General features: G+C 61.7%; 25 protein-coding genes and 1 pseudogene. 13 read left to right on the plus strand and 13 right to left on the minus strand.

Features of this window, described 5'->3' with window-relative positions:
- Positions 1 to 3 precede the first annotated feature (3 nt).
- The 5 genes from ACD590_RS05235 to ACD590_RS05255 all read left to right on the plus strand — a co-directional run bounded on the left by ACD590_RS05235 (position 4) and on the right by ACD590_RS05255 (position 3,593).
- Positions 4 to 1,572, plus strand: coding sequence for a Na+/H+ antiporter subunit D (locus ACD590_RS05235; protein WP_439002287.1), 1,569 nt, complete (start codon positions 4 to 6; stop codon positions 1,570 to 1,572).
- Positions 1,569 to 2,045, plus strand: a complete 477-nt coding sequence (locus ACD590_RS05240) for a Na+/H+ antiporter subunit E (protein ID WP_439002288.1) — start codon at positions 1,569 to 1,571, stop codon at positions 2,043 to 2,045. The genes ACD590_RS05235 and ACD590_RS05240 overlap by 4 nt, the downstream gene beginning before the upstream one ends.
- The gene (locus ACD590_RS05245) at positions 2,042 to 2,392 is read left to right on the plus strand and encodes a cation:proton antiporter (RefSeq protein WP_028733869.1); all 351 of its coding nucleotides are present in this window, start codon (positions 2,042 to 2,044) and stop codon (positions 2,390 to 2,392) included. The genes ACD590_RS05240 and ACD590_RS05245 overlap by 4 nt, the downstream gene beginning before the upstream one ends.
- A complete protein-coding gene (gene mnhG, locus ACD590_RS05250; RefSeq protein WP_113543384.1) occupies positions 2,389 to 2,721 on the plus strand; it encodes a monovalent cation/H(+) antiporter subunit G in 333 nt (110 codons plus the stop codon). The genes ACD590_RS05245 and mnhG overlap by 4 nt, the downstream gene beginning before the upstream one ends.
- Positions 2,722 to 3,161: 440 nt before the next feature.
- Positions 3,162 to 3,593 carry a MucR family transcriptional regulator gene (locus tag ACD590_RS05255; RefSeq protein WP_003557810.1) on the plus strand — a complete coding sequence of 144 codons (432 nt, stop codon included), beginning with the start codon at positions 3,162 to 3,164 and terminating at the stop codon, positions 3,591 to 3,593.
- A gap of 401 nt (positions 3,594 to 3,994) precedes the next feature.
- On the opposite strand, the gene ACD590_RS05260 is transcribed toward ACD590_RS05255, so the two are convergent.
- Both ACD590_RS05260 and ACD590_RS05265 read right to left on the minus strand, forming a co-directional pair.
- Positions 3,995 to 4,417 (minus strand): SufE family protein, encoded by a 423-nt coding sequence (locus ACD590_RS05260; RefSeq protein ID WP_018446245.1) that lies wholly within the window; start codon positions 4,415 to 4,417, stop codon positions 3,995 to 3,997.
- Positions 4,418 to 4,779: 362 nt separating this feature from the next.
- Positions 4,780 to 5,274 carry a DUF5330 domain-containing protein gene (locus ACD590_RS05265; RefSeq protein WP_028733871.1) on the minus strand — a complete coding sequence of 165 codons (495 nt, stop codon included), beginning with the start codon at positions 5,272 to 5,274 and terminating at the stop codon, positions 4,780 to 4,782.
- A 412-nt stretch (positions 5,275 to 5,686) separates the two neighbouring features.
- On the opposite strand from ACD590_RS05265, the gene ACD590_RS05270 reads away from it, so the two are divergent.
- A complete protein-coding gene (locus ACD590_RS05270; protein ID WP_026230643.1) occupies positions 5,687 to 7,267 on the plus strand; it encodes a sensor histidine kinase in 1,581 nt (526 codons plus the stop codon).
- Positions 7,239 to 8,192 (plus strand): peptidoglycan-binding domain-containing protein, encoded by a 954-nt coding sequence (locus tag ACD590_RS05275; protein WP_131702251.1) that lies wholly within the window; start codon positions 7,239 to 7,241, stop codon positions 8,190 to 8,192. The genes ACD590_RS05270 and ACD590_RS05275 overlap by 29 nt, the downstream gene beginning before the upstream one ends.
- A gap of 3 nt (positions 8,193 to 8,195) precedes the next feature.
- On the opposite strand, the gene ACD590_RS05280 is transcribed toward ACD590_RS05275, so the two are convergent.
- A complete protein-coding gene (locus ACD590_RS05280; RefSeq protein ID WP_018241265.1) occupies positions 8,196 to 9,233 on the minus strand; it encodes an AraC family transcriptional regulator in 1,038 nt (345 codons plus the stop codon).
- Between the two features lie 58 nt (positions 9,234 to 9,291).
- Between ACD590_RS05280 and ACD590_RS05285 the strand changes: the two genes are divergently transcribed.
- The 3 genes and pseudogenes from ACD590_RS05285 to ACD590_RS05295 all read left to right on the plus strand — a co-directional run bounded on the left by ACD590_RS05285 (position 9,292) and on the right by ACD590_RS05295 (position 12,252).
- Complete coding sequence (locus ACD590_RS05285) at positions 9,292 to 10,266, plus strand: oxidoreductase (RefSeq protein ID WP_439002289.1); 975 nt, start codon at positions 9,292 to 9,294, stop codon at positions 10,264 to 10,266.
- Between the two features lie 132 nt (positions 10,267 to 10,398).
- Positions 10,399 to 11,846, plus strand: a pseudogene (locus ACD590_RS05290) (methyl-accepting chemotaxis protein).
- Positions 11,847 to 11,907: 61 nt separating this feature from the next.
- Positions 11,908 to 12,252, plus strand: a complete 345-nt coding sequence (locus ACD590_RS05295) for a DUF1491 family protein (protein WP_018241267.1) — start codon at positions 11,908 to 11,910, stop codon at positions 12,250 to 12,252.
- A gap of 67 nt (positions 12,253 to 12,319) precedes the next feature.
- Here ACD590_RS05295 and ACD590_RS05300 read toward each other — a convergent pair whose 3' ends face one another.
- On the minus strand, positions 12,320 to 13,366 hold the full coding sequence (locus ACD590_RS05300; RefSeq protein WP_130652063.1) for a DUF2336 domain-containing protein: 1,047 nt from the start codon (positions 13,364 to 13,366) through the stop codon (positions 12,320 to 12,322).
- Between the two features lie 247 nt (positions 13,367 to 13,613).
- Complete coding sequence (locus ACD590_RS05305) at positions 13,614 to 13,820, minus strand: hypothetical protein (RefSeq protein WP_017963548.1); 207 nt, start codon at positions 13,818 to 13,820, stop codon at positions 13,614 to 13,616.
- Positions 13,821 to 14,361: 541 nt separating this feature from the next.
- Here ACD590_RS05305 and ACD590_RS05310 point away from each other — a divergent pair.
- Entirely contained in the window at positions 14,362 to 14,529 is a 168-nt protein-coding gene (locus ACD590_RS05310; RefSeq protein ID WP_003546657.1) for a hypothetical protein, read from the plus strand.
- 13 nt (positions 14,530 to 14,542) lie between these two features.
- Here ACD590_RS05310 and ACD590_RS05315 read toward each other — a convergent pair whose 3' ends face one another.
- The 3 genes from ACD590_RS05315 to ACD590_RS05325 all read right to left on the minus strand — a co-directional run bounded on the left by ACD590_RS05315 (position 14,543) and on the right by ACD590_RS05325 (position 18,064).
- Positions 14,543 to 15,091, minus strand: a complete 549-nt coding sequence (locus tag ACD590_RS05315; RefSeq protein ID WP_018241270.1) for a DUF1254 domain-containing protein — start codon at positions 15,089 to 15,091, stop codon at positions 14,543 to 14,545.
- Positions 15,084 to 15,671, minus strand: a complete 588-nt coding sequence (locus ACD590_RS05320) for a DUF1214 domain-containing protein (protein WP_018241271.1) — start codon at positions 15,669 to 15,671, stop codon at positions 15,084 to 15,086. Before ACD590_RS05320 ends, ACD590_RS05315 begins: the two co-directional genes overlap by 8 nt.
- 206 nt (positions 15,672 to 15,877) lie before the next feature.
- Positions 15,878 to 18,064, minus strand: coding sequence for a transglycosylase domain-containing protein (locus ACD590_RS05325; RefSeq protein WP_028733879.1), 2,187 nt, complete (start codon positions 18,062 to 18,064; stop codon positions 15,878 to 15,880).
- A gap of 203 nt (positions 18,065 to 18,267) precedes the next feature.
- On the opposite strand from ACD590_RS05325, the gene ACD590_RS05330 reads away from it, so the two are divergent.
- Positions 18,268 to 18,744: a YcgN family cysteine cluster protein gene (locus tag ACD590_RS05330; RefSeq protein ID WP_018241273.1), complete on the plus strand. Its 477-nt coding sequence runs from the start codon at positions 18,268 to 18,270 to the stop codon at positions 18,742 to 18,744.
- Between the two features lie 119 nt (positions 18,745 to 18,863).
- Here the strand turns inward: ACD590_RS05330 and ACD590_RS05335 are convergent, their stop codons facing one another.
- The gene (locus ACD590_RS05335; protein WP_247266020.1) at positions 18,864 to 19,424 is read right to left on the minus strand and encodes a TetR family transcriptional regulator; all 561 of its coding nucleotides are present in this window, start codon (positions 19,422 to 19,424) and stop codon (positions 18,864 to 18,866) included.
- Between the two features lie 179 nt (positions 19,425 to 19,603).
- On the opposite strand from ACD590_RS05335, the gene ACD590_RS05340 reads away from it, so the two are divergent.
- On the plus strand, positions 19,604 to 20,518 hold the full coding sequence (locus tag ACD590_RS05340; protein ID WP_439002290.1) for an SDR family oxidoreductase: 915 nt from the start codon (positions 19,604 to 19,606) through the stop codon (positions 20,516 to 20,518).
- 76 nt (positions 20,519 to 20,594) lie between these two features.
- On the opposite strand, the gene ACD590_RS05345 is transcribed toward ACD590_RS05340, so the two are convergent.
- The 4 genes from ACD590_RS05345 to ACD590_RS05360 all read right to left on the minus strand — a co-directional run bounded on the left by ACD590_RS05345 (position 20,595) and on the right by ACD590_RS05360 (position 23,528).
- Positions 20,595 to 21,662 (minus strand): fatty acid desaturase, encoded by a 1,068-nt coding sequence (locus ACD590_RS05345; protein WP_027685400.1) that lies wholly within the window; start codon positions 21,660 to 21,662, stop codon positions 20,595 to 20,597.
- Between the two features lie 294 nt (positions 21,663 to 21,956).
- Complete coding sequence (locus tag ACD590_RS05350; RefSeq protein WP_439002291.1) at positions 21,957 to 22,100, minus strand: hypothetical protein; 144 nt, start codon at positions 22,098 to 22,100, stop codon at positions 21,957 to 21,959.
- Between the two features lie 476 nt (positions 22,101 to 22,576).
- Positions 22,577 to 22,912, minus strand: coding sequence for a hypothetical protein (locus ACD590_RS05355; protein WP_026230637.1), 336 nt, complete (start codon positions 22,910 to 22,912; stop codon positions 22,577 to 22,579).
- Positions 22,913 to 23,150: 238 nt separating this feature from the next.
- Positions 23,151 to 23,528 carry a hypothetical protein gene (locus tag ACD590_RS05360; protein ID WP_026230636.1) on the minus strand — a complete coding sequence of 126 codons (378 nt, stop codon included), beginning with the start codon at positions 23,526 to 23,528 and terminating at the stop codon, positions 23,151 to 23,153.
- Positions 23,529 to 23,544: the final 16 nt, after the last annotated feature.

The raw sequence follows: 23,544 nt of genomic DNA on the forward strand, positions 1-23,544 counted from the left end.
CTGATGGCCGCCCCCACCTCTACCGTCGATCTCTCCGCCGCCCTGATCACCGCCCCGGTGCCCATCGGTCATTGGCTCGCCATCCTGCCGGTCGCCCATTGCATCACGCTCGGCGCAGTCCTGCTGATGCTGCGCGGCTATCCCCGCCTGCAGGCCTGGCTTGCCATCCCTGGCCTTGCGGCGCTGGCGTTGATCGATGCGGCACTGCTCGCCAAGGTCGCGGCCGAGGGGCCACTCACCATGGTCATGGGCCGCTGGCTGCCTCCCTTCGGCATCGCCTTCACTGTCGATCTCTTCGGTGCGCTGATGGCCTTCACCGCAGCCCTTGCCGCGCTCGCCGCTAGCATCTATGCGCTGGCCGATATTGGCGAAAGCGGCCGGCGATACGGCTTCTTCCCGCTGCTCATGCTGCTGATGGCCGGCGTCACCGGCGCCTTTCTCACCGGTGATATCTTCAATCTCTATGTCTGGTTCGAGGTGCTGCTGATCTCCTCCTTCGGGTTGATCATCCTTGGTTCCGAACGTGAGCAGATCGACGGCGCGCTGAAATATGCGGTGCTCAATCTCATCGCCACAACCCTGTTCCTGGTCGGGGTCGGCATCCTCTATGCCGCCTTCGGCACGCTCAACATGGCCGATATCGCGGCCCGGGTGAGGGATTTGCGCGGCACGGCGCCGCTGATGACGCTGGCAAGCCTCTTCCTGCTCGCCTTCGGCATGAAGGCGGCGGCCTTCCCGGTCAATTTCTGGCTGCCCGCCGCCTACCATACGCCGCGCATCACCGTCTCCGCTCTGTTTGCCGGCCTGCTCACCAAGGTCGGCATCTACGCGCTGATCCGGGTGATGGTCATGCTGCTGCCGGTGGAACGCGAGGAGTTGAGCCTGGTGATCGCGCTCGCCGCCGCCGCGACCATTCTCGTCGGCGCTCTCGGCGCGCTTGCCGAAAACGATATTCGCAGGCTGTTCGGCTTTGTCGTCATATCGGGCATCGGCAACATGCTCGCCGGCGTCGCCCTCGGCGGGCTTGGCGGCATCAGCGGTGCGGTCTTCTATGCGCTCCATTCCATGGTGCTGATGACGGCGCTTTATCTTGCCGCCGGCGAGATCGCCCGGCGCGGCGGCGGCTTTTCGCTGTCGGCCCTCGGCGGGCTCTATCGGCAAAGCGGCGGCTTCACCGCGCTCTCCCTCGTGCTCTTCCTTGCCGCCTGTGGCCTGCCGCCCTTTTCCGGCTTCTGGCCGAAAGTCATTCTCGTCAAGGCCTCGCTCGATCTCGGCGCCTGGTGGCTGGCGACATCGATCCTCGTCGGCGGTTTTCTGACGACGATCGCCTTCGGCCGTCTCTTCCTGCTCGCCTATTGGCGCCCGGCACCGATAGTCCCGGCGCCGATAGTCCTGACGTCGTCTAGGGCGCGGTGGCGCACGGGCCTGCCGCTCGCCGCGCTGACAGTGCTGGTCGTCGGCTTCGGGATATTGCCGGAACAACTGCTGACGCTGTCGCAATCGGCCGCCGCCGGCCTTGCCGATCCAGAGGCCTATCTTCATTCGGTCTTCCCGGAAGGAGGCGCGCCGTGATCTTCTTCCTCTTCAACCTGCTGCTTGCCATTGCCTGGCTCACTGTTACCGGCAGCGCCTCGCTGCACAATCTCGTCCTCGGCGTCCTGCTCGGGGCCTTGGCGCTGGCCATCATCCGCGAATCCTTCCGCGGCAAGGGGTATCATATCCCTCACGTCCGCCCGGTTCTCTCGCTCGCCGCGCTGTTCTTGAAGGAATTGTCGCTGTCGGCCTGGAGGGTCACGGTCACCGTCCTCTCGCCCGATATGAAGCTGAAACCCGGCATCTTCGCCTTCCCTTTGACGGTGACGAGCGATTTCGAGATCACTTTTCTGGCAAACCTCATCACGCTGACACCCGGCACGCTTTCGGTCGACGTCTCCTCAGATCGCCGCACGCTCTATGTCCACGCGCTCGATTGTTCCGATCCTGAGGCGACCAAGCGTGATATCGCCAACGGTTTCGAACGCAAGATCATGGAGGCCTTCCGGTGATCACACCTGCCGCCATCGTTGCGGTCGCATCCTCGGCCGCACTCGTCATCCTCGGCCTGGCGCTGATCCTCGCCGTCTGGCGCGTCGTTGCCGGCCCGACATTGCCGGACCGAATCCTCGCCCTCGACATGCTGACCGGCATCGCCATCGGTTTCATCGCCGTTATCGCGGTCAAGACCGGCTTTTCGCTCTATATCGATATCGCCATCTCGCTCGGCCTCGTCGGTTTCCTGGCGACTGTCGCCTTCGCCCGATTCGTGCTGTCGCGCGGCAACATCACATCGAAGCCGTCCGCAACTGCGGCAAACGGCAACACGCAAAAGCGGGCAGGGGGCAAGAAGCGATGATCGACTATATCGTGGCTTCCATCACCGCCTTGCTGCTCCTCGTCGGCGCGCTCTTTGCGCTTGCGGCGGCGATCGGCCTGGTCAGGCTGCCCGATCTCTACACCCGCATGCACTCGGCCTCGAAGGCGGGGACTGTCGGCTCCGGCCTGTTGCTTCTCGCCGCCGGCCTCTATTCGCAGGATGCGGCGATTCTCGCCCGTGCCGTCGCCGGCTTTATCTTTTTCCTGCTGACGGCGCCGGTGTCTGCCCATCTGCTTGCCAAAGCTGCCCATCGCTCGGGATATGATCTCGATGCGCTCTCGGTTCGTGACGATATCAGGGATCGTTGAGCCTATGCTGTTCGGCAACTTTACCAGATTTATGCAAAACTTATGCACAGGAAGCTGTGAGTAAAGCTTGCCGGAGAGCCCCTCAATTCTTCATCTGTCATTTTTTCTCAAGAAAAACGACAAATAATAATTGGCGTTTCGACCAAACGATGGTATTTGAAAATGCAAGTAGAGTTCTGATTGTGAATTACAATCGTACTGCTTCCAAGTCCCTCAGTTTTGATTTTTAATGTCTAAACTGAGGCCATCGCCTGGAGCATGACGTAGTGGTTTCCGGTCAGGCAGTATAAGAACAGGTTACGCTCTTCGGAATCTAGGGGTGGATTTCGCGTTTTTCGAAACAGAAGGTCGATTCCTGCGCTTTTGCTGTTCGCTTCTACGAGGCGGGTCTTTGGCGTGTCAGTCAAAGGCCGTTTGAGCATGCTAACAGGAGAAAAAATATGACGGATATAGCGACCGGCAATGCGCCGGAGCTGCTTGTGGAACTGACAGCCGACATTGTCGCGGCCTATGTCAGCAACCACGTTGTACCGGTCAGCGACCTGGCCAATCTGATTTCCGACGTGCATTCGGCACTGAGCAACACGTCCGTACCGCAGCCTGCTGCGGCGATCGTCGAAAAGCAGAAGCCTGCAGTTTCTGTCCGCAAGTCCGTACAGGACGAGCAGATCACATGTTTGGAATGCGGCGGCAACTTCAAGTCCCTCAAGCGTCACTTGATGACGCATCACAGCCTCTCGCCGGAAGAATACCGCGAGAAGTGGGACCTGCCGACCGATTACCCGATGGTAGCGCCCGCTTATGCCGAAGCGCGTTCGCGCCTGGCAAAGGAGATGGGCCTCGGGCAGCGCCGCAAGCGCGGCCGCGGCTGAGCTTTTTCGAAAGCATCGACGACAAAAAGCCGGGTCTTGTGCCCGGCTTTTTTGTGCGCCTTTTCAAGGCGAGGAAAATAATCTCGATGGAGCCAGTCAGGAACGTGCGAAACGGTTTTCCCAGGCAAAGCGCGAAGCGGTTTTGCCGGGAATCGGCTAAAGCTAAAGGTTGAAGCGATCCTGTGGTTCAATCAAAAGCTGAGCGGCGTTGGTATTCAGGCCTTCGCAGATGATTCGGGCGGGCGCCAAGATAGTGTGAGCGACCCTGTCTTATGCTTTGCCGACAGGCTTAGAATGTATTCCTATACTATCAGCAAGTGTTAATGTATTCGATGTGCCAAGGCAGGCGCTGCCGGAATCGATCGGCTGTGGCTCTGAAAGCCGATCAGCCATCATCACCGTCAAGCCGCGGCGCGAACTCTTGCCTCTTCGCGGATCCTGTTCACCATCGAGCGCAGTCCGTTCGAGCGCTGCGACGAGAGGTTCTCCACCAGGCCGATTTTCGAGAATATCTCGAAGGCATCGAGCCCGGCGATCTCGGATGCCATCTTGCCGGAATAGGTGGCAAGCACGATGGCGACGAGGCCGCGCACGATATGGGCGTCGGAATCACCTTCGAAGCTCATGACCGGGTCGTCGGGATCGCCTGTGGTATGCGTCACCAGCCAGACCTGGCTGGCACAGCCCATCACCTTGTTCTCGGAGGTGCGCTTCTCCTCGGCCAAGTCGGGCAATGCCTTGCCGAGTTCGATGACATAGCGGTAACGGTCTTCCCAATCGTCCAGGAAAGCGAAGTCGTCGATGATCTGGTCGAGGGATGCCATGGAGAAGCCTTTCACTGTTAAAGCAGTTCCAGCAAAAGTGCGCAGCGGTTTTGCGTCCGGAATGCGTCAGGAAATGCTCTACAAGTGCATATAGGTGAAAGACCGGCGGATTTGAACCGCTAAAGCAATTCCAGGAAAAGTGTGAAGCGATTTTCCCGGGCAAAGCGCGAAGCGGTTTTGCCGGGAATTGTGTAAACCAAGATAGAAAAACGCCGTGAGGGATGGGCATCCTCACGGCGCAGCAACATGCTGAATTAAACAGGGCAGGCACGTCAGGCATGGGGTTCTCCGCGTCATGCGGACCACCGATGCAAGCTATAAAACCGAAAGGTATTGCGGACGAATGCCCGCGAAAAATTTCGTCAGATCGCCGGCTTTGGCGTCGGCAGCGGAATTGCGCCTGTTACCACCGTTTCGGCTGCGGCATCATCTTCGACCGGCGGGCGGTAAGGCATCGGCTGGTTGAGCGCAGCCTTTGCCTCGCGCACCTTTTCCTGGATGGCAGGCGGGGTGAGGGAAGGCATGTTGAGCGCCACCGGCATCTGCGGTTCGGCAAGCCTTGCGGTCGCCGGCGCCTCGTCCTTGAACTGGCTGTCGAGAAGTTCGTAAGCAACACGGGCACCTTCACGGGCCCGGTAGCCGAGCGCGGTGAGGGTCTCGCTGCCCTTGGCGCAGACTTCGGGCTTCTCCGAGCACATGCCGGTCAAATAGTCATAAGCGCCGCTTGCCGCCGTGAACGCGTCGGAAAGCTGCAATTGCGGGCCGTTGGCGAGCTTGTCGGAACTCTCCGTGCTGAAGACGGAAAGAAGCACGAGCACGAGGCCAAACCAGAAGGATCCTTTGATCAGAAACCACATTGTCGTCGCCCATCCTGTTTCCCCGTCCGGTTCTTTTCGCCGAATCAGGCCGGTTGTCCGGTGTGTTTTCACCCTACCGCCAAGTTGCGAATGCCGCTTTTCGAAACTCACGCGCATTTGCGGCAAATTTAGTTCAAATTTTAGCGAACGGTATTTGAGGGACATTTTAGTCGAATGCGAGCGGTCGCCGTTAAGCATCAGGGCAGCACCTGCTTGCAATTGCAGGACTTTTGCCGGCTCGCCTTGCCACAGGAGTTAACGCAATGCTGAAATATGAGGAAAATCCGTCGCTTACCCCCTATTAACCACAAAAGGCAAAGAGCCTTCCAGATGCTTCAAAACGGGAATTTCAGCCGTTTCAGGCTGTGAACAGCGCTTTTGCCTTATCCTTTCTTTAAGTCGCCAAGGCCTATTGTCCGGATCGATCGACAGCCTTTCGGGCGGGTATTGCGTGCGTGTATTGAGTAACATTGGCGGCTGGATGACGGCCCTCGTAGACCGGGCAGCGACAAGCTGGCTCTCCCGGACGGGCGGCGGTGAAGCCGTGCGCCAACGCGAGCTCGCGATCCTGCGCCGCCTCGTACTGTTCTCGTCGGCCGCTCTCGTTGCCGCGCCCATCGGCCTTTCGGCGGTCACCAGTCCTGCCGTCGCCTTGCCGGCGGGTGTCGCCATGGTCTGCGCCGCCTTTCTCTTTTCCGCCGTTGGCAGCATCGCGCTCGCCCGTCAGGGTTCGTCGGCCGGTATCGCCACACAGTCGGCTGAGGATTTCTTCCTTGCCGCCACCCCGGGCCTCGTCTTCTTCCTCGACCCGCACGGCAGTGTGGCGACGGTCGGCGGTCGCGACCGCCGCGATTTCCTCGCCTGGATGCGCGATCCCAAGGGCAGGGGCTTCCTCGAGCAGGTGCATGTCTCCGACCGCATCCTTTTCCTGCAGGCGCTTGATGACCTGCGCCGAGGCGAGGACGCTCAGAGCGTCGATCTGCGCATCGACCGGCCCTCGGTCTCGCGCGATCAACGCCAGTTCGCCTATCTCAGAATGGACATGACAGCCCGGCGCGATGCCGATGGCGAACTTGCCGCCATCATTGCGCAGCTGCGCGACGTCTCCGTCGAGCAGCAGCTGCGTGACGAAGCCCAGAACCGCGCGGCGGATGCCGAATCGGCAAACGACGCCAAGTCACGCTTCCTCGCCGCCGTCAGCCATGAGCTGCGCACTCCGCTGAACGCCATTCTCGGTTTTTCCGATATCCTGATCGGCGAATATTTCGGCAAGTTTGAAAACGACCGCCAGCGCGAATATGTCGGCCTGGTCCGCGAATCCGGCGCGCATCTGCTGTCCGTCGTCAACACCATGCTCGATATGAGCAAGATCGAAGCCGGTCGCTACGAGCTGATCCTCGAAGCCTTCGATATATCAAGCTCCGTCAAATCCTGCGAATCGATGCTGGCCTTGCAGGCCAAGACCAAGGGCCTCACCCTGACGAGCCGTATCCAGCGCGGCCTCGGCGAGGTTGTTGCCGATCAGCGCGCCATCCAGCAGATCCTCATCAACCTCGTCGGCAATGCCATAAAGTTCACCGAGGCTGGCGGCGTCGTCTCGGTCGATGCGGCAGCGCGCGACGGCATCCTCAAGCTGACGGTCAGCGATACCGGCATCGGCATCCCGGCCGACAAGCTGGCATTGCTTGGCCAGCCCTTCGTCCAGATCCAGAATGATTATACCCGCCAGTTCGAAGGCTCCGGCCTCGGTCTCTCCCTGGTCAAGGGGCTGGTGGCGCTGCATGGCGGGTATTTCGCCATCGCCAGCCAGCCGGGCGAAGGCACGATCATCACCATCGAGATCGCGATGGACGGCTCGGGTGCTCAGCACGCCGAAGACGCCGGTCATGGCGCGACCGTCGAGTTTCCGCCGCGGCTGAAGGGCGCGGTCAACACAGGCGCAGAATTGGAAGAGGGGCGTTTCGATGGCCGCGCGCAAGCGAAAATCGCCTAAGGGAAAAAGGGGACGGCAGCAGCCGGGCCTTCTGATGTCAGGCGCTGCCGCCCTCGGCGGACTCGGCCTGCAGGGCGCCTCCGTGCTGGGCGGGCTCAGTCTGCAGGGCGCCTCCGTGCTCGGCGGCGTCATCGGCCGCAATCCGTCGGTCGCCGGCGGCACGATCACCTTCGCCGTCATCTTCTCCTTCGTCGCCGCCAATGCGCTCTGGTATCAGCCGGGCCTGCATCCGCATCCGATCTTCCGCACCCGCGATCCGCAGTCTCCGACCGTGCTCGGCGCCCGTCGCCTAGCCGAGGAGCAGCAGGGCGACGTCACCACCTTCCGGATCGAACGGCCGCAGGATACCGCCACCACCAACGCGACACCGGCGCCCGCCGTACCCGGCCAGCAACCGAGCCAGCTCGTCATGGACATCCAGCAGCAGCTGGTGCGCCGCGGCCTCTATAACGGCATACCCGACGGCATCATTGGTCCGCGCACCAGTGCGGCCATTCTCTTCTTCGAGGAGACCGTCGGCATGACCCAGACCGGCGATCCGACGCCGGAGGTACTGGCGGCGCTGAAGACCGATGCCGCCGGCCCCTCGACCGTGCCCGCCGAAAAGCCGCCCGAAGATGTAAGTTCGAAGGCAGCGGCTGAAGACCCGGTGGCGGCGGCGATCCGTAGCGCTGAAAAGTCGGTCAAAACGGCCCCATCAGCGGCAAAGCAGGTTCCATCAAGCGAAATCACCAATGTCGACCTGGTGCTGAAGATCCAGAAGGGTCTTTCCAACATGGCCTATGCCAATGTCGGCGTCGACGGCGTCGCCGGCGAGCAGACCCGCGCGGCCATCCGCCATTTTCAGAAGCACTACAACCTGCCCGAAGACGGTGAGCCGAACCAGGCGGTGCTGAAGAAACTCAAGGAAATCGGCGCGATCTAGCCGCTATGATGCCGCCTTCAACAGCCGGTAATGCGTCGTCATCGCCTGGCCCTCGACATCCACCACCTCTTCGATCGGCCCGGCCTCGCGGGCCATCGCCACGCGATAGCGCCTGGGCGCCATACCCGTCATCCGCTTGAAGGCGTTGCTGAAGGCGCTTTCGGATGTGTAACCGAGCGAAAGCGCCAGCGCCGAGACCGGCATGCTGCCCTCCCGGAGCTCGCGTTCAGCAAGGCGCATGCGCCAGCCGATCAGATAGGTGAGCGGCGCAACCCCCGCCACGGTCTTGAACCGCAGCGCAAAGCTCGTGCGCGACATGCCGGCCGCCTTTGCCAGTTCGCCAAGCTGCCAGGACCGGCCGGGATCGCCATGCATCAGCCGGAGCGCCGGCGCAATCCGATCGTCGCCGAAGGCGCGGAGCCACCCGACCGTCAATGGCGCCGAGCTCATGATGTGCGCCCTCAGCACCTGCACGAACATCAACTGCGCAAGCTGGGTCGAGGCGAGCAGGGCGCCTGGCCGCTTTGCCGCCATCTCCCGCACCAGCTGGTCGAGCAGCCAGCGCAGCACGCCGGCTTCGGCAAGGGCGGCGCGCACATGAATGATCGGCGGCAACACGTCGGACAGCAGCTCCATGCCCTGCGGCCCGAGCGCGATGTGGCCGCCGAGATAATGGAAATCCTCGCCAACGCCGTGGCGTGCCATGCCGTCGACCTTCTCCTTGAAGGCGCCGACCGCGTCGGCGGGCGCAACGGCAAGGTCGCTGGCCAGGATGAAGGAGTGCCGGCCGTTCAGAAGCGCAACGTCGCCCGCCTCGAGCAGAATGGGTTCACTGCCATTGTCGAGGCAAAGCCAGCAGCGCCCTTTGGCGACCGCGCTGATCTTGATCCGGTTCGGCCGGGGGAAGCGCAGCGCCCAGGCGCCGCCGGCGATCAGCCCGCCCGACACAAGGCAGCGCGCATCGAGCAGATTGAGCATTTCGGAGAGCGGGTCACTGATCATTTTTGAACGATGAAGCAGGAAATCGGGATTTGCAAGCATTCAGAATCCCGTTTCTCGGGCGTACATAAGGCCATCATGCAACAACGGAGGGCATGCCATGTCCACCCCACAAGCTCCCATCGGTTCCGGCTTCGGTGCGGCCTCAACCGCCGCCGACGTCATTGCCGGGCACGATCTTTCAGGCAAGGTCGCGATTGTCACCGGCGCCTATTCCGGTCTTGGCCTCGAGACAGCGCGCGTACTCGCCGAAGCCGGCGCCAGGGTTGTCGTTCCCGCCCGCAATCTCGGAAAGGCCAAGGCGGCCGTGGAAAGCATTCCCGGCCTTGCGGTGGAAAAGCTCGACCTGATGGACCCCGGGTCGATCGACGACTTCGCCGACCGCTTCCTCGAAAGCGGCGAGCCCTTGCATCTGCTCATCAACAATGCTGCCGTCATGGCGAACCCGCTGACGCGTGACGCCCGTGGTTACGAATCGCAGTTCTCCACCAATCATCTCGGCCATTTCCAACTCACTGCCCGCCTTTGGCCGGCGCTGGTGAAGGCCGAGGGTGCGCGCGTCGTCGCCGTCTCCTCGCGCGGTCACGTCTTCTCCGGCGTCGATTTCGACGATCCGAATTTCGAGAACCGCGAATACGCGCCCTATCTCGCCTATGGCCAGTCGAAGACGGCAAATGCTCTCTTTGCGGTCTCACTGGACGCTTTGGGTGCGAAGCACGGTGTCAGAGCCTTCTCGCTGCATCCCGGCGGTATCGTCACCACCAATCTGGTCCGCCACCAGTCGAGCGTCTTCCTCAGGGCGAGCGGCTATGTCGATGAGGATGGCAAGCCGGTCATCGATCCGGAAAACAACAAGAAGACGATTGAGCAGGGGGCGTCGACCACCGTCTGGTGCGCCGTCAGCGAGAAGCTCGAGGGTCTCGGCGGCGTCTATTGCGAGAACTGCGATATCGCCACCGCCGTCCCCGGCGATTCGACCGAGATGCTCGGTGTCCGCCCTTGGGCAACCGATCCGGAATTTGCCGAACGCCTTTGGCAGCTGAGCGAGCGGCTGACGGGCTTCATCGCCAGCTGATGGCGCCACACGGCCACCCACAGTCACGGAGTCTGATTTCTCTACAACCTAAGTCTAAGGTGTCGCCGCTGTTTGCAACTTGTTAACCATGTTGCCTGAAGCTTTTCTGATTGGGGCGGGGGAGCGTCGGTCATGCATGCGCTGAAGGCGATAGACGATCTGGCCGGAGAACCGGCGGTCGAAGCGGGGGGCCAGACCCCGAGGCGCTCCGCTACATTTTGCTGCGCCTTGCCGAAGAAGCCTCCACCCTTGGCATTGATCTCGTCGATATCGCCGGCGCTATCCAGGATATGGCGGGGATGTCGGCCCGGCATGCCTCCGCCTTCGATCATGTCACCCGCACCGCGCTTTCGATTGCCGAGACCAACCGCTCGGTCGCCGTGTCGCTGCGCGAGACCGACCGCACGGCGGCCGAGGCCCGCCACATGCTGAAGGAATCGGCCGACCGCCTGACCGGCTCCGTCGCCGAGATCGGCCACATGGTCCAGTCCTCCAACGAGATCGGCACTGAGATCGCCGGCTTCTCCAAGTCGCTTGCCGATGTCGACAATATCGCCGAGGAGATCAGCACCATTGCCCGCCAGACCAACCTGCTGGCGCTGAATGCCGCGATCGAGGCGGCGCGCGCCGGCGATGCGGGCAAGGGTTTTGCGGTCGTCGCCGCCGAGGTCCGCGCGCTTTCGCTGCAGACCTCGAAGGCGACCGGCTCCATCCAGCAGACGCTGGACGAACTGCGTGTGAAGATCGACCGGCTCTCGGCCGTCGGCAGCGATGCGCGCGACAGTGCGGCCGGCGTGCGTGACAAGTCGGAGGCGATGCGCGGTGCCTTCGAAAGCATGGAACATGTCATCACCCGCATCCTCGACAGTTCGACTGTCATGGCCAACACCACCGAGGCGGTCGACCAGCAATGCGCCGGCTTTGTCGAGAAACTCGGCGAGATGTCGGCCGAAGTCGCTGGCTCGAATGTCAGGCTGCAGCAGGCGGCGAAACGCGTCGACAGCGTCGTCGGCCTGTCGGAAACACTGATCCAGCTGACGGCGAGCGCCGGCGTCAAGACCGCCGACAGCCGTTGGATCGAGGAAGCGCAATCGGTGGCAAGACAGATTTCCGGCGCCTTCGAACGCGCCGTCGCTGAAGGCCAGATCGGGCTCGATGCTCTCTTCGATCGACGCTATCGGCCGATAGCCGGCTCCGATCCGGCACAGGTGATGGCAGCCTTTACCGAGCTCACCGACCGCCTGCTGCCGCCGATCCAGGAACCCGTCACAGCCTTGGACGAGCGCATCGCCTTTTGCGCGGCGATCGACGAGAACGGCTATCTGCCGACTCACAACCGAAAATTCTCGCAGGCCCAGCGGCCCGGCGACACCGTCTGGAACACCGCCAATTGCCGCAATCGCCGCATCTTCGCCGATCGCGTCGGTCTTGCCGCCGGCCGCAGCACCGCGCCTTTCCTCGTCCAGACCTACAGGCGCGACATGGGCGGCGGCAATTTCGTGATGATGAAGGATATCTCCGCTCCGATTACCGTGCGCGGGCGGCACTGGGGCGGATTGCGGCTGGCAATCAAGGTCTGACCCCGGGATCAGACTCTGACCCCGCATTGCCGCCGCCCACAGGCCGGTCTATACCGCACCAATGAGACTACGCGCCGACATCTTCGTTTCAGCCCTCCTGCGCCGCGTCTTTGCCAGCGGCGATTTCGCCGCCGTCGAGAAGAGGGGCGCGGAGGAGGCGGGTGCGATCTTTATCCGCCAGCATTTCCGCAGCGGCCTGGAAACGCTCTATGCGCCGGCGCCGCAGACCGCCTTCGACGAAGGTCAGGCCGGTGACCGCCTGTTCGAGATCCGCCTGTCGCGCAGCGAACCGGAAGCGGTGCGTGCGATGTTGGAGCGCGAACGCAAATTCGACCCCGATCTCTGGATCGTCGAGTTGGAGGCGGAGGAACTGGGGGACATGATCCCGCTTGCCAAGGGCGGCTGACGGCCAAGCGCGTCAGCTCCTCGCCATTTCGAACAGCTCACCATGCGTTGAGGTTAGTCATTCCAGCTCAGCGATACCGCCGCCCCATGACGCGCATGTCGCGCTGCGGCGCCGCCTGGCGGATGAAACGATGGTCGGGTGCTGCCGGCGCCGGCGTATCAGGCGCTTCCGGCCTATAGGTGTAGCGATCCGCACGCCGCCAGGCTTCGACGCGTTCGTGGCATTCTTCCGGGTCGAGCGCATCGAGCACCATCCAGCCGCGCGTGACGTTGTGCTGCTGGTCGGCAAGGTGCGGATAGAGCCTTTCGAGCACGAAGACGGCGTCGAGAAAGCTCATGCCGAGGCTGGTCAGCGTCGTGGCGAGCTGCTGGCCGGAAAGATCGAGCATGATGCGCTCGGCAAGCCAGCGGCTGGCGGAAAGCGCGTCGGCAAGTGCGGTTGCGAAATGCGTCGCCTCGCGCGAGCGAGCGAAGCGCACCAGCAGCGCCTCCTGAATGTCCGTGAGCGTGCGCAGACCGAGCCTGTCCTCGTCGGCACGGCCGAGATGACTGGCAAGCCCGAGGATGCGCTCGCGCAATGCCTCTTCATTGGCAACCCGCTGTTCCTCCAGCGCATCTGCCTCGTTGGTCTCGGCAGGCGCTGGTGAAAGCGGGACCGCCGGCGATTCCATGATCGGCGCCGATGCGCCCGCGGACCGCGGCTGGCTCTGGCGCAGCGCCACCAAAGCATCGATGACCTTCGGCGAGAGTGAATCGCGGCTGACGATCGCCTTGACATGCGCTGCACCCTGCATGCGCGCGATGGTGATCAGCGTATCGTCGGCGACGGCCTTTGAGGCGGCAAGAAAAGGCGCCGCGATCTCGATCGGCTGGTTGCCGATGAACAGCGCCACGGCTGCCGGCATGTTCTCGCATTGGGACAGCGCCGCGACCGCCTGGCGCTTGGCCTCGTCGGAGGAGGCCTGGAACAGCGGCATGAAGAGTTCGGCAAATTGGCGCAGTTCGGACCGTGTCGGATGAGACAGGTTCTCGAAACTGCTGACAGTCGCCATTAACACCACGTCCTTTTTCCTGACGGCCAAGGGGCCTTCTAGGTCTCGAAACCGGTCACGCACAAAAACACCCCGAAAACGCAGAACAAGGGGACCAAGGGCCGATATGCGCTGGCGGAACGCATGTCAGGCCATACGGTTATGAACAAATCCTACACCGGTACGGTTAATGCATGCTGAAGATTTTATTAAAAAGCAACAGAAATATACACGCTAAGCGAGTGTCGGCATGGCTAGCCGGCACTATAAAAATGATCGGTTTGGAAGCGCCGTTACGCGATGCTCATCGCCGCTGTGATGGTGGAAAAGCTCAGGCGATCCTATGATCGCGCAGCGCGTGCAGCAACTTTTCGCGACTGTCGTAACCGGCCTGGTAAAGGTCGAGGGCTGCGGATGCCGCGAACTGCGCCTCGACGCTTTTGATGTCGATGCGCCGTTCCGAGCACCAGGCATCGAGCGCACTGCGCAGCACGTCGAGATCGTCAGGCGAGAAGGATGAATTCACCAACAAAGACACCGCTTACCCTCCGCATTCCGGCAAGAGCGGGGAACATCTCCGATCGATCGGTGCCCGGAAACATGTGATCGACATGCGCGAACATACGCCCATCTGAGCGCCTCGCAATTAAATATTTTCATGACGCATTTTTGCAACACCGCCCCTTTCCCGCCAGGGAGTTTGCCGCGCCAATGTCAACTATATGAATTATCTCTAATTTTATACGTCGACGCCAGGCTGGGCATCCGCGCGGGCGGCGTGAAACCAAATCAACTCTTCGAGCGTTAAAGGAGAAGTGAGGTGAACTGTGTTTGGCATCCGCTGAATATTAGTAAACTGTTAACTGTCATGTGGCTCAATTCGGATAGGAACGACGCGATTTGAGTAGTTGGATCGTTGAAACTCCGCATCACGGTATTTCAATCAAGTGCCGTGGGAAAGGCGCGAATGCCCTCGGTCCGGTCATTCCGGCACTGCAGGACGCGCCGGCTCGCACATTGGCGGGCAGGGTGAAATCCATCGCAAGTTCATCCGTCTCGGGCAGTGCATGGAGACGAGAATGGCAATAGTAGTCGCATTGGCGGATCGGCGGCCGCGGGCGCCGCGTCGCCCGGACAAGGAGCCCCGCGAAGCCAAGATCCTTTGGTTCACCGGCGTCCGCTACGAGCGGTTGGCCGAGAGCCCGAAACATCGTCCGGCGCCCGCGCCGCGCGTCAACAAGAAGTAACCGCTCTTCAACTTCAGCGAGCGGCGAATTGCTCGCAGCCGGCTTCCGTCAGGAAGTTGCGCGCGGCCTCATCGAAGCTCGCCTGCGGCGCCAGCGTCCGCAGCACGGCATAACCGTCCGGCCGTGCCATTTCCACCAGGATCGCCTGCTGCAGCTCCTGCGGCAGGTTTTTGCGCAGGTCGGTCAGCTGGATCGGACTGCCGGCCACCACATCGAGCGCACCGCCGACCGACGTCCTGTCGTTCATGCTGAAGACCTCGTTGGAGGCGCTGTCGTAGATCGCGATCGACCAGAAGGGCACATTGCCCTTGGCGGTGAAATGCACCGGCGCATCCTCGACATCGAAGGAGCAGACGGCGGTGCGCACGAAGGGGTCGCCATTGGCAAGGCCGGCTTCGTCATACTGGTTGCCGAGCAGGTAGAAATTGTTGAGGTCGCCCTCTGCCTCCACGCGGGTTGCCGCATCCTTGCCGGTGAAATGCGGCAGCGACAGGATGATGACGAGATGCAGCAGGGCTGCGCCGAAAAGACCGGTCAGGACGGCGAAGAATATCCTAAGCATTGCCGCATCCGGTCTTGGTGAGTTTCGGCATGGCGAGGTCGATCACGCCGGAACTACCGGCGGTCGGAGTGTCGAACAGTGTCAGCACCAGCCGGAAAGTGCCGGCCTGTGGCAGGGCCAGCCAGTTGCCCGGCTGCGCCACGGCGGATATCTCGATCGAGAAACTGCTGTCTTGCTGGCGCAGCACCGTCCAGGAATTGAGCGCTGAGGGATGCCCGGTCGTCACCGCCGCCGGATTGCCGCCATTGTCGGCGGTAAACAGGGTCCAGAGCCGGGCAGGCGGCGTTTGCCCGCTGATGCGATAGCGGCAGCCGGCATTCAGCCGCGCGCCGTCGTCGTCGACGCTCGCCGTGAAGGTCAGGCCCTCGGCGCTGCCATAGAGCAGCTTGCCGGCGCGCGCCCGGTGCGATTTGGCATAAGGATCAGCCTCGACGGTCTGCAACGCCGGAAAGGCCTCCCAGGCGCCGAGCTTGATCGCCCCGAAACCCTGCGTCGCATCCAGCGCATAAAGCGAAATCATGATCCCGCCGCCAAAGGCGACGATCAGCGTGATCGCGATAAAGAGGGGGAATCGAAACACGTCAAGACCTTGGAAACCATATCGGATGAAAGGGTTACCACTGATTCTGGCAGGGTGGAATGCCACGCCACGACATAGAGGCCGATTGATCCACGGTCATGCCAACTGCGGCAAAGCCGTCATGGCGCAGGCGGCGACAGCAATCCACGCCGATGCATCGATGCCGGCGGACGCTGATGGGAGATCTGGACGTGAGGCGTGGCCGGCTACTCCGCGCTCGCCACCTTCGCCGGCGCGAGCGGGGCGGCATCCTTCAGCTTCTCGCCGAGCTTCTTGAGGATGTCCGTCGATTGAACCGAAAGCATGCGCGGCCGGATAAGCTGCGGCAATCCGTCCTGCGGCTTGGCGGCGGCAGTCTTGGCGAGATCCTTGTCCGAGGGTAGGGGGTTTTCGATGCCGGGGATGGCCCGCAGCGTGACACCTTGGTGGGCGTAGTCCATGGCGCGCTTGAAGGTCATCGCCGGCAGCGAGCCGCCGGTCATCTCGTTGGTCGAGGTATAGTCGTCATTGCCGAACCAGACGGCACAGGTGTAATTGCCGGTGAAGCCGACGAACCAGGCGTCGCGATAGGCCTGGGTCGTGCCGGTCTTGCCGGCTGTCACGATGCCGTTGTCGAGGGCTGCCTTGCGCGCCGTGCCGACATAGGGAACGCGCGACAGCATCTGGTTCATATAGGCATCGGCCTTTTCGGAGAGCACGCGTTTCGGCGCCGGCTCGTCGCGGTCGAAATCGTAGAGCACGTCGCCGTCGTAATCGAGGATCTGGGTGATGCCGTGGCGGCGCGATTGGTAGCCGCCGGCCGGGAAGGTGGCGTAGGCCGTCGCCTGGTCGAGCACCGTCACCTCGGAGGTGCCGATCGGGATGGTAACGTCGTCGCGGATCGGCGTTTCGACGCCGAGGTTTTTCGCCATTGCCCGGATCGGCTGAATACCGAGCTTTTCCTTGGCGAGCCGCACCGGCACGGTGTTGATCGACTGGGCGATGGCGGTCTCGAGTGTGATGCGGCCGGCATAGCGATTCGCATAATTATGCGGGCTCCAATTGCCCCAGGAGATCGGCGCGTCGACGATCGTCGTCTGCGGCGTCATCCCGCTCTCCATCGCCACCGAATAGGTGTAGACCTTGAAGGAGGAACCCGGCTGGCGCAGCGCCCTGGTGGCGCGGTTGAACTGGCTCTCGCCGTAATCCCGGCCGCCGACCATGGCGCGAACGGCGCCGCCGTTCTCGATCATCACCATCGCGCCCTGCTTGGCGTGATAGGCCTCGCCATATTCGCGCAATGACGTCTCGACCGAATCCTCGGCCGCCTGCTGGATGCCCATGTCGATCGTCGTGCGCACGATCAGCGAATGCTGGTGGAAACGCGGTGACAGCCGCTGCACCTCGTCGAAAGCCCAATCGAGGAAGAAATCGGGCGATTCCACCTCGTTGCGGTCGACGACGGTGGCTGGATTGCGCCTGGCGGCGATCACCTGGCCCTCGGTCATCAGCCCGCTCTGCACCAAATTGGTCAGCACTTCGTTGGCGCGGGCACGCGCCGCCGGCAGGTTGACATGCGGCGCGTATTTGGCCGGCGCCTTGAACAGGCCGGCAAGCATGGCGGATTCGGCAAGGTTCACATCGGTGATGTTCTTGCCGAAATAGAACTGTGCCGCCGCCGCTGCGCCGAAGGTGCCGCCGCCCATATAGGCGCGGTCGAGATAGGTGGAGAGGATTTCTTTCTTGGAAAGGTTCGCCTCGAGCCATAGTGCCAGGAACGCCTCGGTGACCTTGCGGTCGATCGAGCGTTCGTTGGACAGGAACAGGTTCTTGGCGAGCTGCTGGGTCAGCGTCGAGCCGCCCTGCACGACTTCGCCGGCGCGTGCATTCTCGCTCATGGCGCGGAAGAGGCCGATGAAATCGATGCCGAAATGGTCGAAGAAGCGCCGGTCCTCGGTGGCGATCACCGATTTGATCAGCGAATCCGGCAGCTCGTCGATCGGCACGGAATTCTGGTGGATGACGCCGCGATGGCCGATGACGTTGCCATAGCGGTCGGTGAAGGTGACGGCGAAATCGCCGCGGTTGCGCCAGTCCTCCTTGGTCGCCTCGAAGGCGGGCTGGGCAAGCAGCAGCATCAGCACCGAGCCGGCCGCCCCGAGCGTCAGCCCTTCGCCGGCAAGTTCGAAGACCATGCGCTTCCAGCCGCGCACGCGGAAGCGGCGGAAGAAGATGGTAATGTCTTCCCAGATCTCGGCGGCGCGGAAGCCGGCGTTCCAGACGGTCGAATCGATCCAGGAATCGATGCGCAGCAGAATGTGACGGCTCTTCCTCGGCCGCTTGTCCGCAGCCTCGTTCGCCGCTTTTCCGGGCCTGTTTTCTGGCCCGTTTTCTGGGTTGTCCGGATCCTGCACGTCCTGTATTCCCGCCTGATCGCGCTTCGGTCATATCCGACGAAAGCGCGAGGCCCGCATATGGCCGCAAAGCTCTCCGATACCAGGAGAGAATTCTCCGAGTACCAGGAGTATACTGAGAATTGATTGATTTTGCGGCTGATAACAAGAGAGATGCATGAGGGTCACGCGAATTTGCGGGCCGCTGTTGCAAGAAACGAACGATGAACGATCTGCCCTTCTGGAAGAGCAAGACGCTAGCCGAAATGACCGTCGCCGAGTGGGAAAGCCTCTGCGACGGCTGCGGCCTCTGTTGTCTCAACAAGATCGAGGAATGGGATAGCGGCGATATCTATTTCACCTCGGTCAGCTGCAAGCTGCTCGACGGCCAAAGCTGTCGCTGCTCCAGCTATGAGAACCGCTGGGATTTCGTGCCGGACTGCGTGCAACTGACGAAGGAGAACGTGCCTGACATTGCCTGGCTGCCGCCCACCTGCGGCTACCGGCTGGTCAATGAAGGCCGCGATCTTTACTGGTGGCACCCGCTCGTCTCCGGCGACCCGGAGACCGTCCATGCCGCCGGCATTTCCGCGCGGGGCCGCGCGATCAGCGAAAATGAGATCGATATCGACGATCTCGAGGATTATGTCGTCGACTGGCCGCTGACGGTGGGTGAGGAGAAGGACGAAGAGGAAGCCTAGAACAAGATGATTTTAGGCCGGGTCGGCCTAAAATCTGAATCCTGTTCTAACTTAAAGAGTTAGAGCATGATGTCGTCTGAAAACCGCTTACACTTTTCGGCATCATGCTCTGGGCGGGCTCAGGACCTTATTGCCGCGAGGAAGCGCCGCAGTTCCGTCTCGACATAGGCAGCCACCGGCCCGTCTGCGCCAAAACCCCACCAGAGCAGCGATCCCTGCCATTGCGACAGCATCAGCCGGGCGATTGTCTCCGGCGCCTTTGCCGATCCGAAACATCGGGCGATTGCCGCCGTCAGTGCCGCTCCCCAGGCCGCACCCCGGGCACGCAGCACCGGATCGCGGAAATCCTCGCGAAGCACCAGCAGTCCCTCGCCATAGGCGGCGGCATTGTCGCCGTAATCCTGCGACAGGCCGACGAGCAGCGCGACGGCGCCTTCCGGCGTTTTCGGCACGGTCTCGGCAAGCCGCGCTGTTTCCGCATCCAGCCGGCCCCAGGCGTAAAGCAACGCGGCGCGCAGCATCGCCGCTTTCGTCGCGAAACGCTGCACCAGCGTCGAGCCGGAAAGTCCGCTCGCTTTCGCCACCGCCGCAAAGGTCGCCGCCTCCGGCCCCTCGGCGTGGATCAGCGCCAGCACCATGGCGAGAAGCTGTTCATCGGAAAGTGTGCGGCGACGCGGCATGAAATTCCTCTTGCATTCGCCTCGAATGTAAACGATCATTCGTTTATATACAAGCGACGTCAGCTGGAGCAATTCCAGGAAAAGTGTGAAGCGGTTTTCCTTCCGGAATTGCGTGAAAACAAAGAGCTAAACCCGGGTGCTTACGGCGTGAAGGCCGTTTTAGCGTGGAGGATGGAGAAGTGACAGCGAACCTGCGGGAGAAAGTAGCCTTGGTGGCGGGTGCAACGCGCGGCGCCGGTCGAGGCATCGCGGTGGAACTCGGCGCCGCCGGCGCAACCGTTTACGTAACGGGGCGCACGACGCGCGCGCAGCAATCCGAATATATGCGACCGGAGACGATCGAGGAGACGGCCGAGCTGGTGACATCAGCCGGCGGCAGGGGCATTGCCGTTCAGGTGGACCATCTCGTCAAGGAACAGGTCGAGGCGCTGGTTGCCCGCATCCGCGGCGAAGCCGGCCGGCTCGATATTCTCGTCAACGACATCTGGGGCTGCGAGAAACTGTTCGAATGGGACAAGGCCGTCTGGGAGCATTCGCTGGACAAGGGCCTGCGCATGCTGCGGCTCGGCATCGAGACGCATCTGATTACCGCCCATTACGCCCTGCGGCTGATGATCGAGCGGCCCGGCGGGCTGCTGGTCGAGATGACCGACGGCACGGCCGAATACAATGCCACCCATTACCGGCTGTCGCCCTTTTACGACGTCGTCAAAACCGGTGTCACCCGTATGGCCTGGGCGCATGCGCAAGATTTGGCGAAATACGGCGCCACCGCAATTTCGATCACGCCCGGTTGGCTGCGCTCCGAAATGATGCTGGATGCTTATGGCGTCAGCGAGGAGAACTGGCGCGAGGCGACGAAGGTGCAGCCGCATTTCGCCATTTCCGAAACGCCGCATTTCGTCGGCCGTGCCGTTGCCGCTATCGCTGCCGATCCCGACCGCGCCCGCTGGAACGGACAATCGCTATCGAGCGGTGCAATCGCCAAGACCTATGGCTTCGACGATATCGACGGTTCTCGGCCGGATTGCTGGCGCTACATGGTGGAAGTGCAGGAGCCCGGCAGGCCGGCGGATGTGACGGGCTATCGCTAGAACAGCATGATTTTAGGCCGGATCGGCCTAAAATCTGAATTAGAGCATGATGTCGTCTGAACCGCTCTCAAGTCCGTTACCGGGCGGCGGCGAGGCGCGCTGCGTCGCGAAACGAGACCAGTCGCTTCGTCTGTTCGTCCCACAGTACCAGCTTGACGCAACGCAGGCTTTCCATGAGCGTGATGCGGCCCATATCGGCAAGCTCAGGATGGTCTCGCAGCACCTCCGGCAGCCGGTAGTAAGGCACCCGGCTCGACAGATGGTGCACGTGGTGGATGCCGATATTGCCGGTGATCCAGCGCAGCACTGGCGGCAGGTCGTAATGCGAGGCACCGTGGAGGGCCGCATGCTGGAACTGCCAGTCCGGCTTCTTCGACCAATGTGTTTCCTCGAATTGGTGCTGCACGTAGAATAACCAGACGCCGGCAGCACCGGCCAGAAGCACGGTCGGCAGATGCACCAGCAAAAAGGGGACGATTCCGACGGCCCAGATCAGCAGCGCGGCGACCAGTGCGATGGCAAGATTGGTCGCCATGGTCGAAACCCAGGGCAGGGCGCCGGAGCGCATCATGCCGAAAGGCAGGCGCTGCTTGAAGAGGAACAGCCAGGCCGGTCCGATCCCGAACATCACGATCGGGTGCCGGTAGAGCCGGTAGCCAAGCCGGCCCCAACGCGACAGCGCGTTGTATTCGGCGATTGTCAGGGTTTCGATGTCGCCAACGCCGCGTTCGTCCAGGTTTCCGGCCGAGGCGTGGTGTTCCGCATGCGCCCGGCGCCAATAGTCGTAGGGCGTCAGCGTCAGGATGCCGATCGTGCGTCCAACCCAGTCGTCGACGCGGCGACGGGCGAAAAACGAGCCGTGGCCGCAATCATGCTGGATCATGAATAACCGGAGCAGGAAGGCGGCGGCGGGAAGGACGAGGATCAGGCCGGGCCAGAAGCTGTAATGAACCGCTGCCCAAGCGGCAGCCCAGAACAGCGCGAAAGGGATGACGGTGACGACAAGCTCGAAAGCGCTGCGTCCGGCTCGTGGCTGGCGATATCCGGCAAGGATCTTCAGCCAGCGTTTTTCAGCGAAAAGCTCGGCATTCGCCCGGGATCGCTCAGGGGTTTCGTTCTCCGGGTTTTCGTCAGACTCGCCCAAAGGGGCCACCTGGATTTCCTCGCACTCGCTGCGGCGCGCAGATTCGATCACAGAGTGACGCCGTGAAAGGCCGCGATGGCCGAAAGGCCGAGTGCAATCACTACGGCCGAGCGAATGAGGAAGAGCGGATAGTCGAAGTGGTACATTGTATGAAGAGTGGTCATGGTTGCAGCAATTCCTTTTTCGAGAAGATGTCAATGGGTGATGATGTCACGCCAGCGTGTCCGACAGGACGCGCTATCACTTGCGCCGTTAGGCGCAGCGAGGGCGAGAGTGGCGGCTCGATAAGAGGTTCTATTTCTTTGGAGCACTGCCCTGCGGGGCGGTTTTGGTCGCCGTCTTCATCTGGTTGGCGAATGTGCTTTCCACCTTCGCTTCCGGCTTGTCCTTCTTCGGCTTCCGGACCTCGCGATTGCTTCTTACCTGTCCTTTTGCCATGGATAAAATCTCCCTTTAGATCGAAATTGAAAGCCGCAGCCTGCGTGGTATTCGCCCCGTTTGTCGGTCGCGATCGAGATCGCGGGATCGTCATGAGGGGCAACCCGACAACACCGGGCCGCAGGGATGGAATGAAAATGATGCCTGCTGAAACCGCATCGCTGTCTGGAGGCGGATGACCGGAGAGGTCACCGAAAGCCAAACCCGACGTTGAGACGGGACGTCACCATGCTTTCGCGATCGGGAAAATGGCGGGCCGGAAATCCGGTCACCGCAAATGCCGCATCGGCCAAATCAGCGAGCCCTCCTTATAGAGTAAAATTGAGGTGCCATTAAGGCCGTCGCCGCAGGAAAGCCATATTTCCACAGGGCATAACGCCTGTCGCACAAAAACCATGCAGCGGTTTTGCGATCACGAAATGCGTGAAAACAAAGAGCTGAAGCGCGAGGAGCGAATCTGAAAGATTGCGACCGCCTTAGTCATTCACCGGAAACAGGCGGATCAGCTTCGTTCTTTCCATCTCCGCCAGGCCTGATGTCGACATGATGCCGCGGGCCAAACAGAGTTCTATGTCCCGTCCGATATCGAGCGGCACCAGCATACCGCCGGCCTTGAGCAGGCGGTCTGTCATCGACAGAAGCAGATCCACTTTCGCCTGGCAGCCATCGATTTCCAGGAGCGCCACCCGGCGCTCCCTGTCGATGTCTGCGAGATCCCTAGCCTGTTGCCGTTGTTGGTAAGCCCCGAATTGCACCCATCCGAAATAACCGGTCGCTACGACGCAGATACAGAGCAAGAGGATTTTCCGCACAATAATCCTTCGGAGCCGGGCGGCTCGCTTGCCTCTACAGCGCCGTGCGTCTTTTTAGACGCGCAAAGGACGCTGTAGCACTTTGAATTGCTGCATAATTTTGCCCTTAAATCGATTCCGATTTAAGGAGTTATGTAGCGGAGGATTTCCTGGTTTCTCCGAGTGACGGAAATGCTCAATCTTTTTGTTTTTGCGCTATCCGGAGGCAAAACCGCTGCGCACTTTTGCTGGTACTGCTCTAGCCGACAGCGCGTCTTTCGCGGGGTAATCCCTGTATCGCATATCGGTTAAAGACGGGGGTTACCGGTTTCGGCGGCGTCTTCAGCTTGCCGAAATGGTGTTCGAGCGCTTGTGAGAGCAAGGCCGGCGAGGTGACGCCCTCTTCGAACAGCCTGATCAACAGTATGGCCGCGACGTTGAAGACACGTTCGTTGCCGATCAGGATTTTGGCGTCGTAGCCGGCGTCGTCGAGCACGCCCTGCAGCATGTCGAGATCGGACGAAGTCAGATGCGGCTTTTCGAAAGTGGAAGACATCGGTCCTCCTTTCATCGGGGCAAGGGTATAAAAACCCTCAGTCGGCAGCGCCCGTACACTGGCTGCCGAAGTTGCGACCATGCGCCTTTCACCCAGG

Source organism: Rhizobium sp. 862_C5_N1_2 (assembly GCF_051811205.1).
GTDB classification, from domain to species: domain Bacteria; phylum Pseudomonadota; class Alphaproteobacteria; order Rhizobiales; family Rhizobiaceae; genus Rhizobium; species Rhizobium leguminosarum.

Coding starts and splice junctions, on each gene's coding strand:
- ACD590_RS05235 (WP_439002287.1), top strand. CDS start 4: ATGGCCGCCCCCACCTCTACCGTCGATCTCTCCGCCGCCCTGATCACC.
- mnhG (WP_113543384.1), top strand. CDS start 2,389: ATGATCGACTATATCGTGGCTTCCATCACCGCCTTGCTGCTCCTCGTC.
- ACD590_RS05255 (WP_003557810.1), top strand. CDS start 3,162: ATGACGGATATAGCGACCGGCAATGCGCCGGAGCTGCTTGTGGAACTG.
- ACD590_RS05260 (WP_018446245.1), bottom strand. CDS start 4,417: ATGGCATCCCTCGACCAGATCATCGACGACTTCGCTTTCCTGGACGAT.
- ACD590_RS05265 (WP_028733871.1), bottom strand. CDS start 5,274: ATGTGGTTTCTGATCAAAGGATCCTTCTGGTTTGGCCTCGTGCTCGTG.
- ACD590_RS05275 (WP_131702251.1), top strand. CDS start 7,239: ATGGCCGCGCGCAAGCGAAAATCGCCTAAGGGAAAAAGGGGACGGCAG.
- ACD590_RS05280 (WP_018241265.1), bottom strand. CDS start 9,233: ATGCTTGCAAATCCCGATTTCCTGCTTCATCGTTCAAAAATGATCAGT.
- ACD590_RS05285 (WP_439002289.1), top strand. CDS start 9,292: ATGTCCACCCCACAAGCTCCCATCGGTTCCGGCTTCGGTGCGGCCTCA.
- ACD590_RS05295 (WP_018241267.1), top strand. CDS start 11,908: ATGAGACTACGCGCCGACATCTTCGTTTCAGCCCTCCTGCGCCGCGTC.
- ACD590_RS05310 (WP_003546657.1), top strand. CDS start 14,362: ATGGCAATAGTAGTCGCATTGGCGGATCGGCGGCCGCGGGCGCCGCGT.
- ACD590_RS05315 (WP_018241270.1), bottom strand. CDS start 15,091: ATGCTTAGGATATTCTTCGCCGTCCTGACCGGTCTTTTCGGCGCAGCC.
- ACD590_RS05330 (WP_018241273.1), top strand. CDS start 18,268: ATGAACGATCTGCCCTTCTGGAAGAGCAAGACGCTAGCCGAAATGACC.
- ACD590_RS05335 (WP_247266020.1), bottom strand. CDS start 19,424: ATGCCGCGTCGCCGCACACTTTCCGATGAACAGCTTCTCGCCATGGTG.
- ACD590_RS05350 (WP_439002291.1), bottom strand. CDS start 22,100: ATGGCAAAAGGACAGGTAAGAAGCAATCGCGAGGTCCGGAAGCCGAAG.
- ACD590_RS05360 (WP_026230636.1), bottom strand. CDS start 23,528: ATGGTCGCAACTTCGGCAGCCAGTGTACGGGCGCTGCCGACTGAGGGT.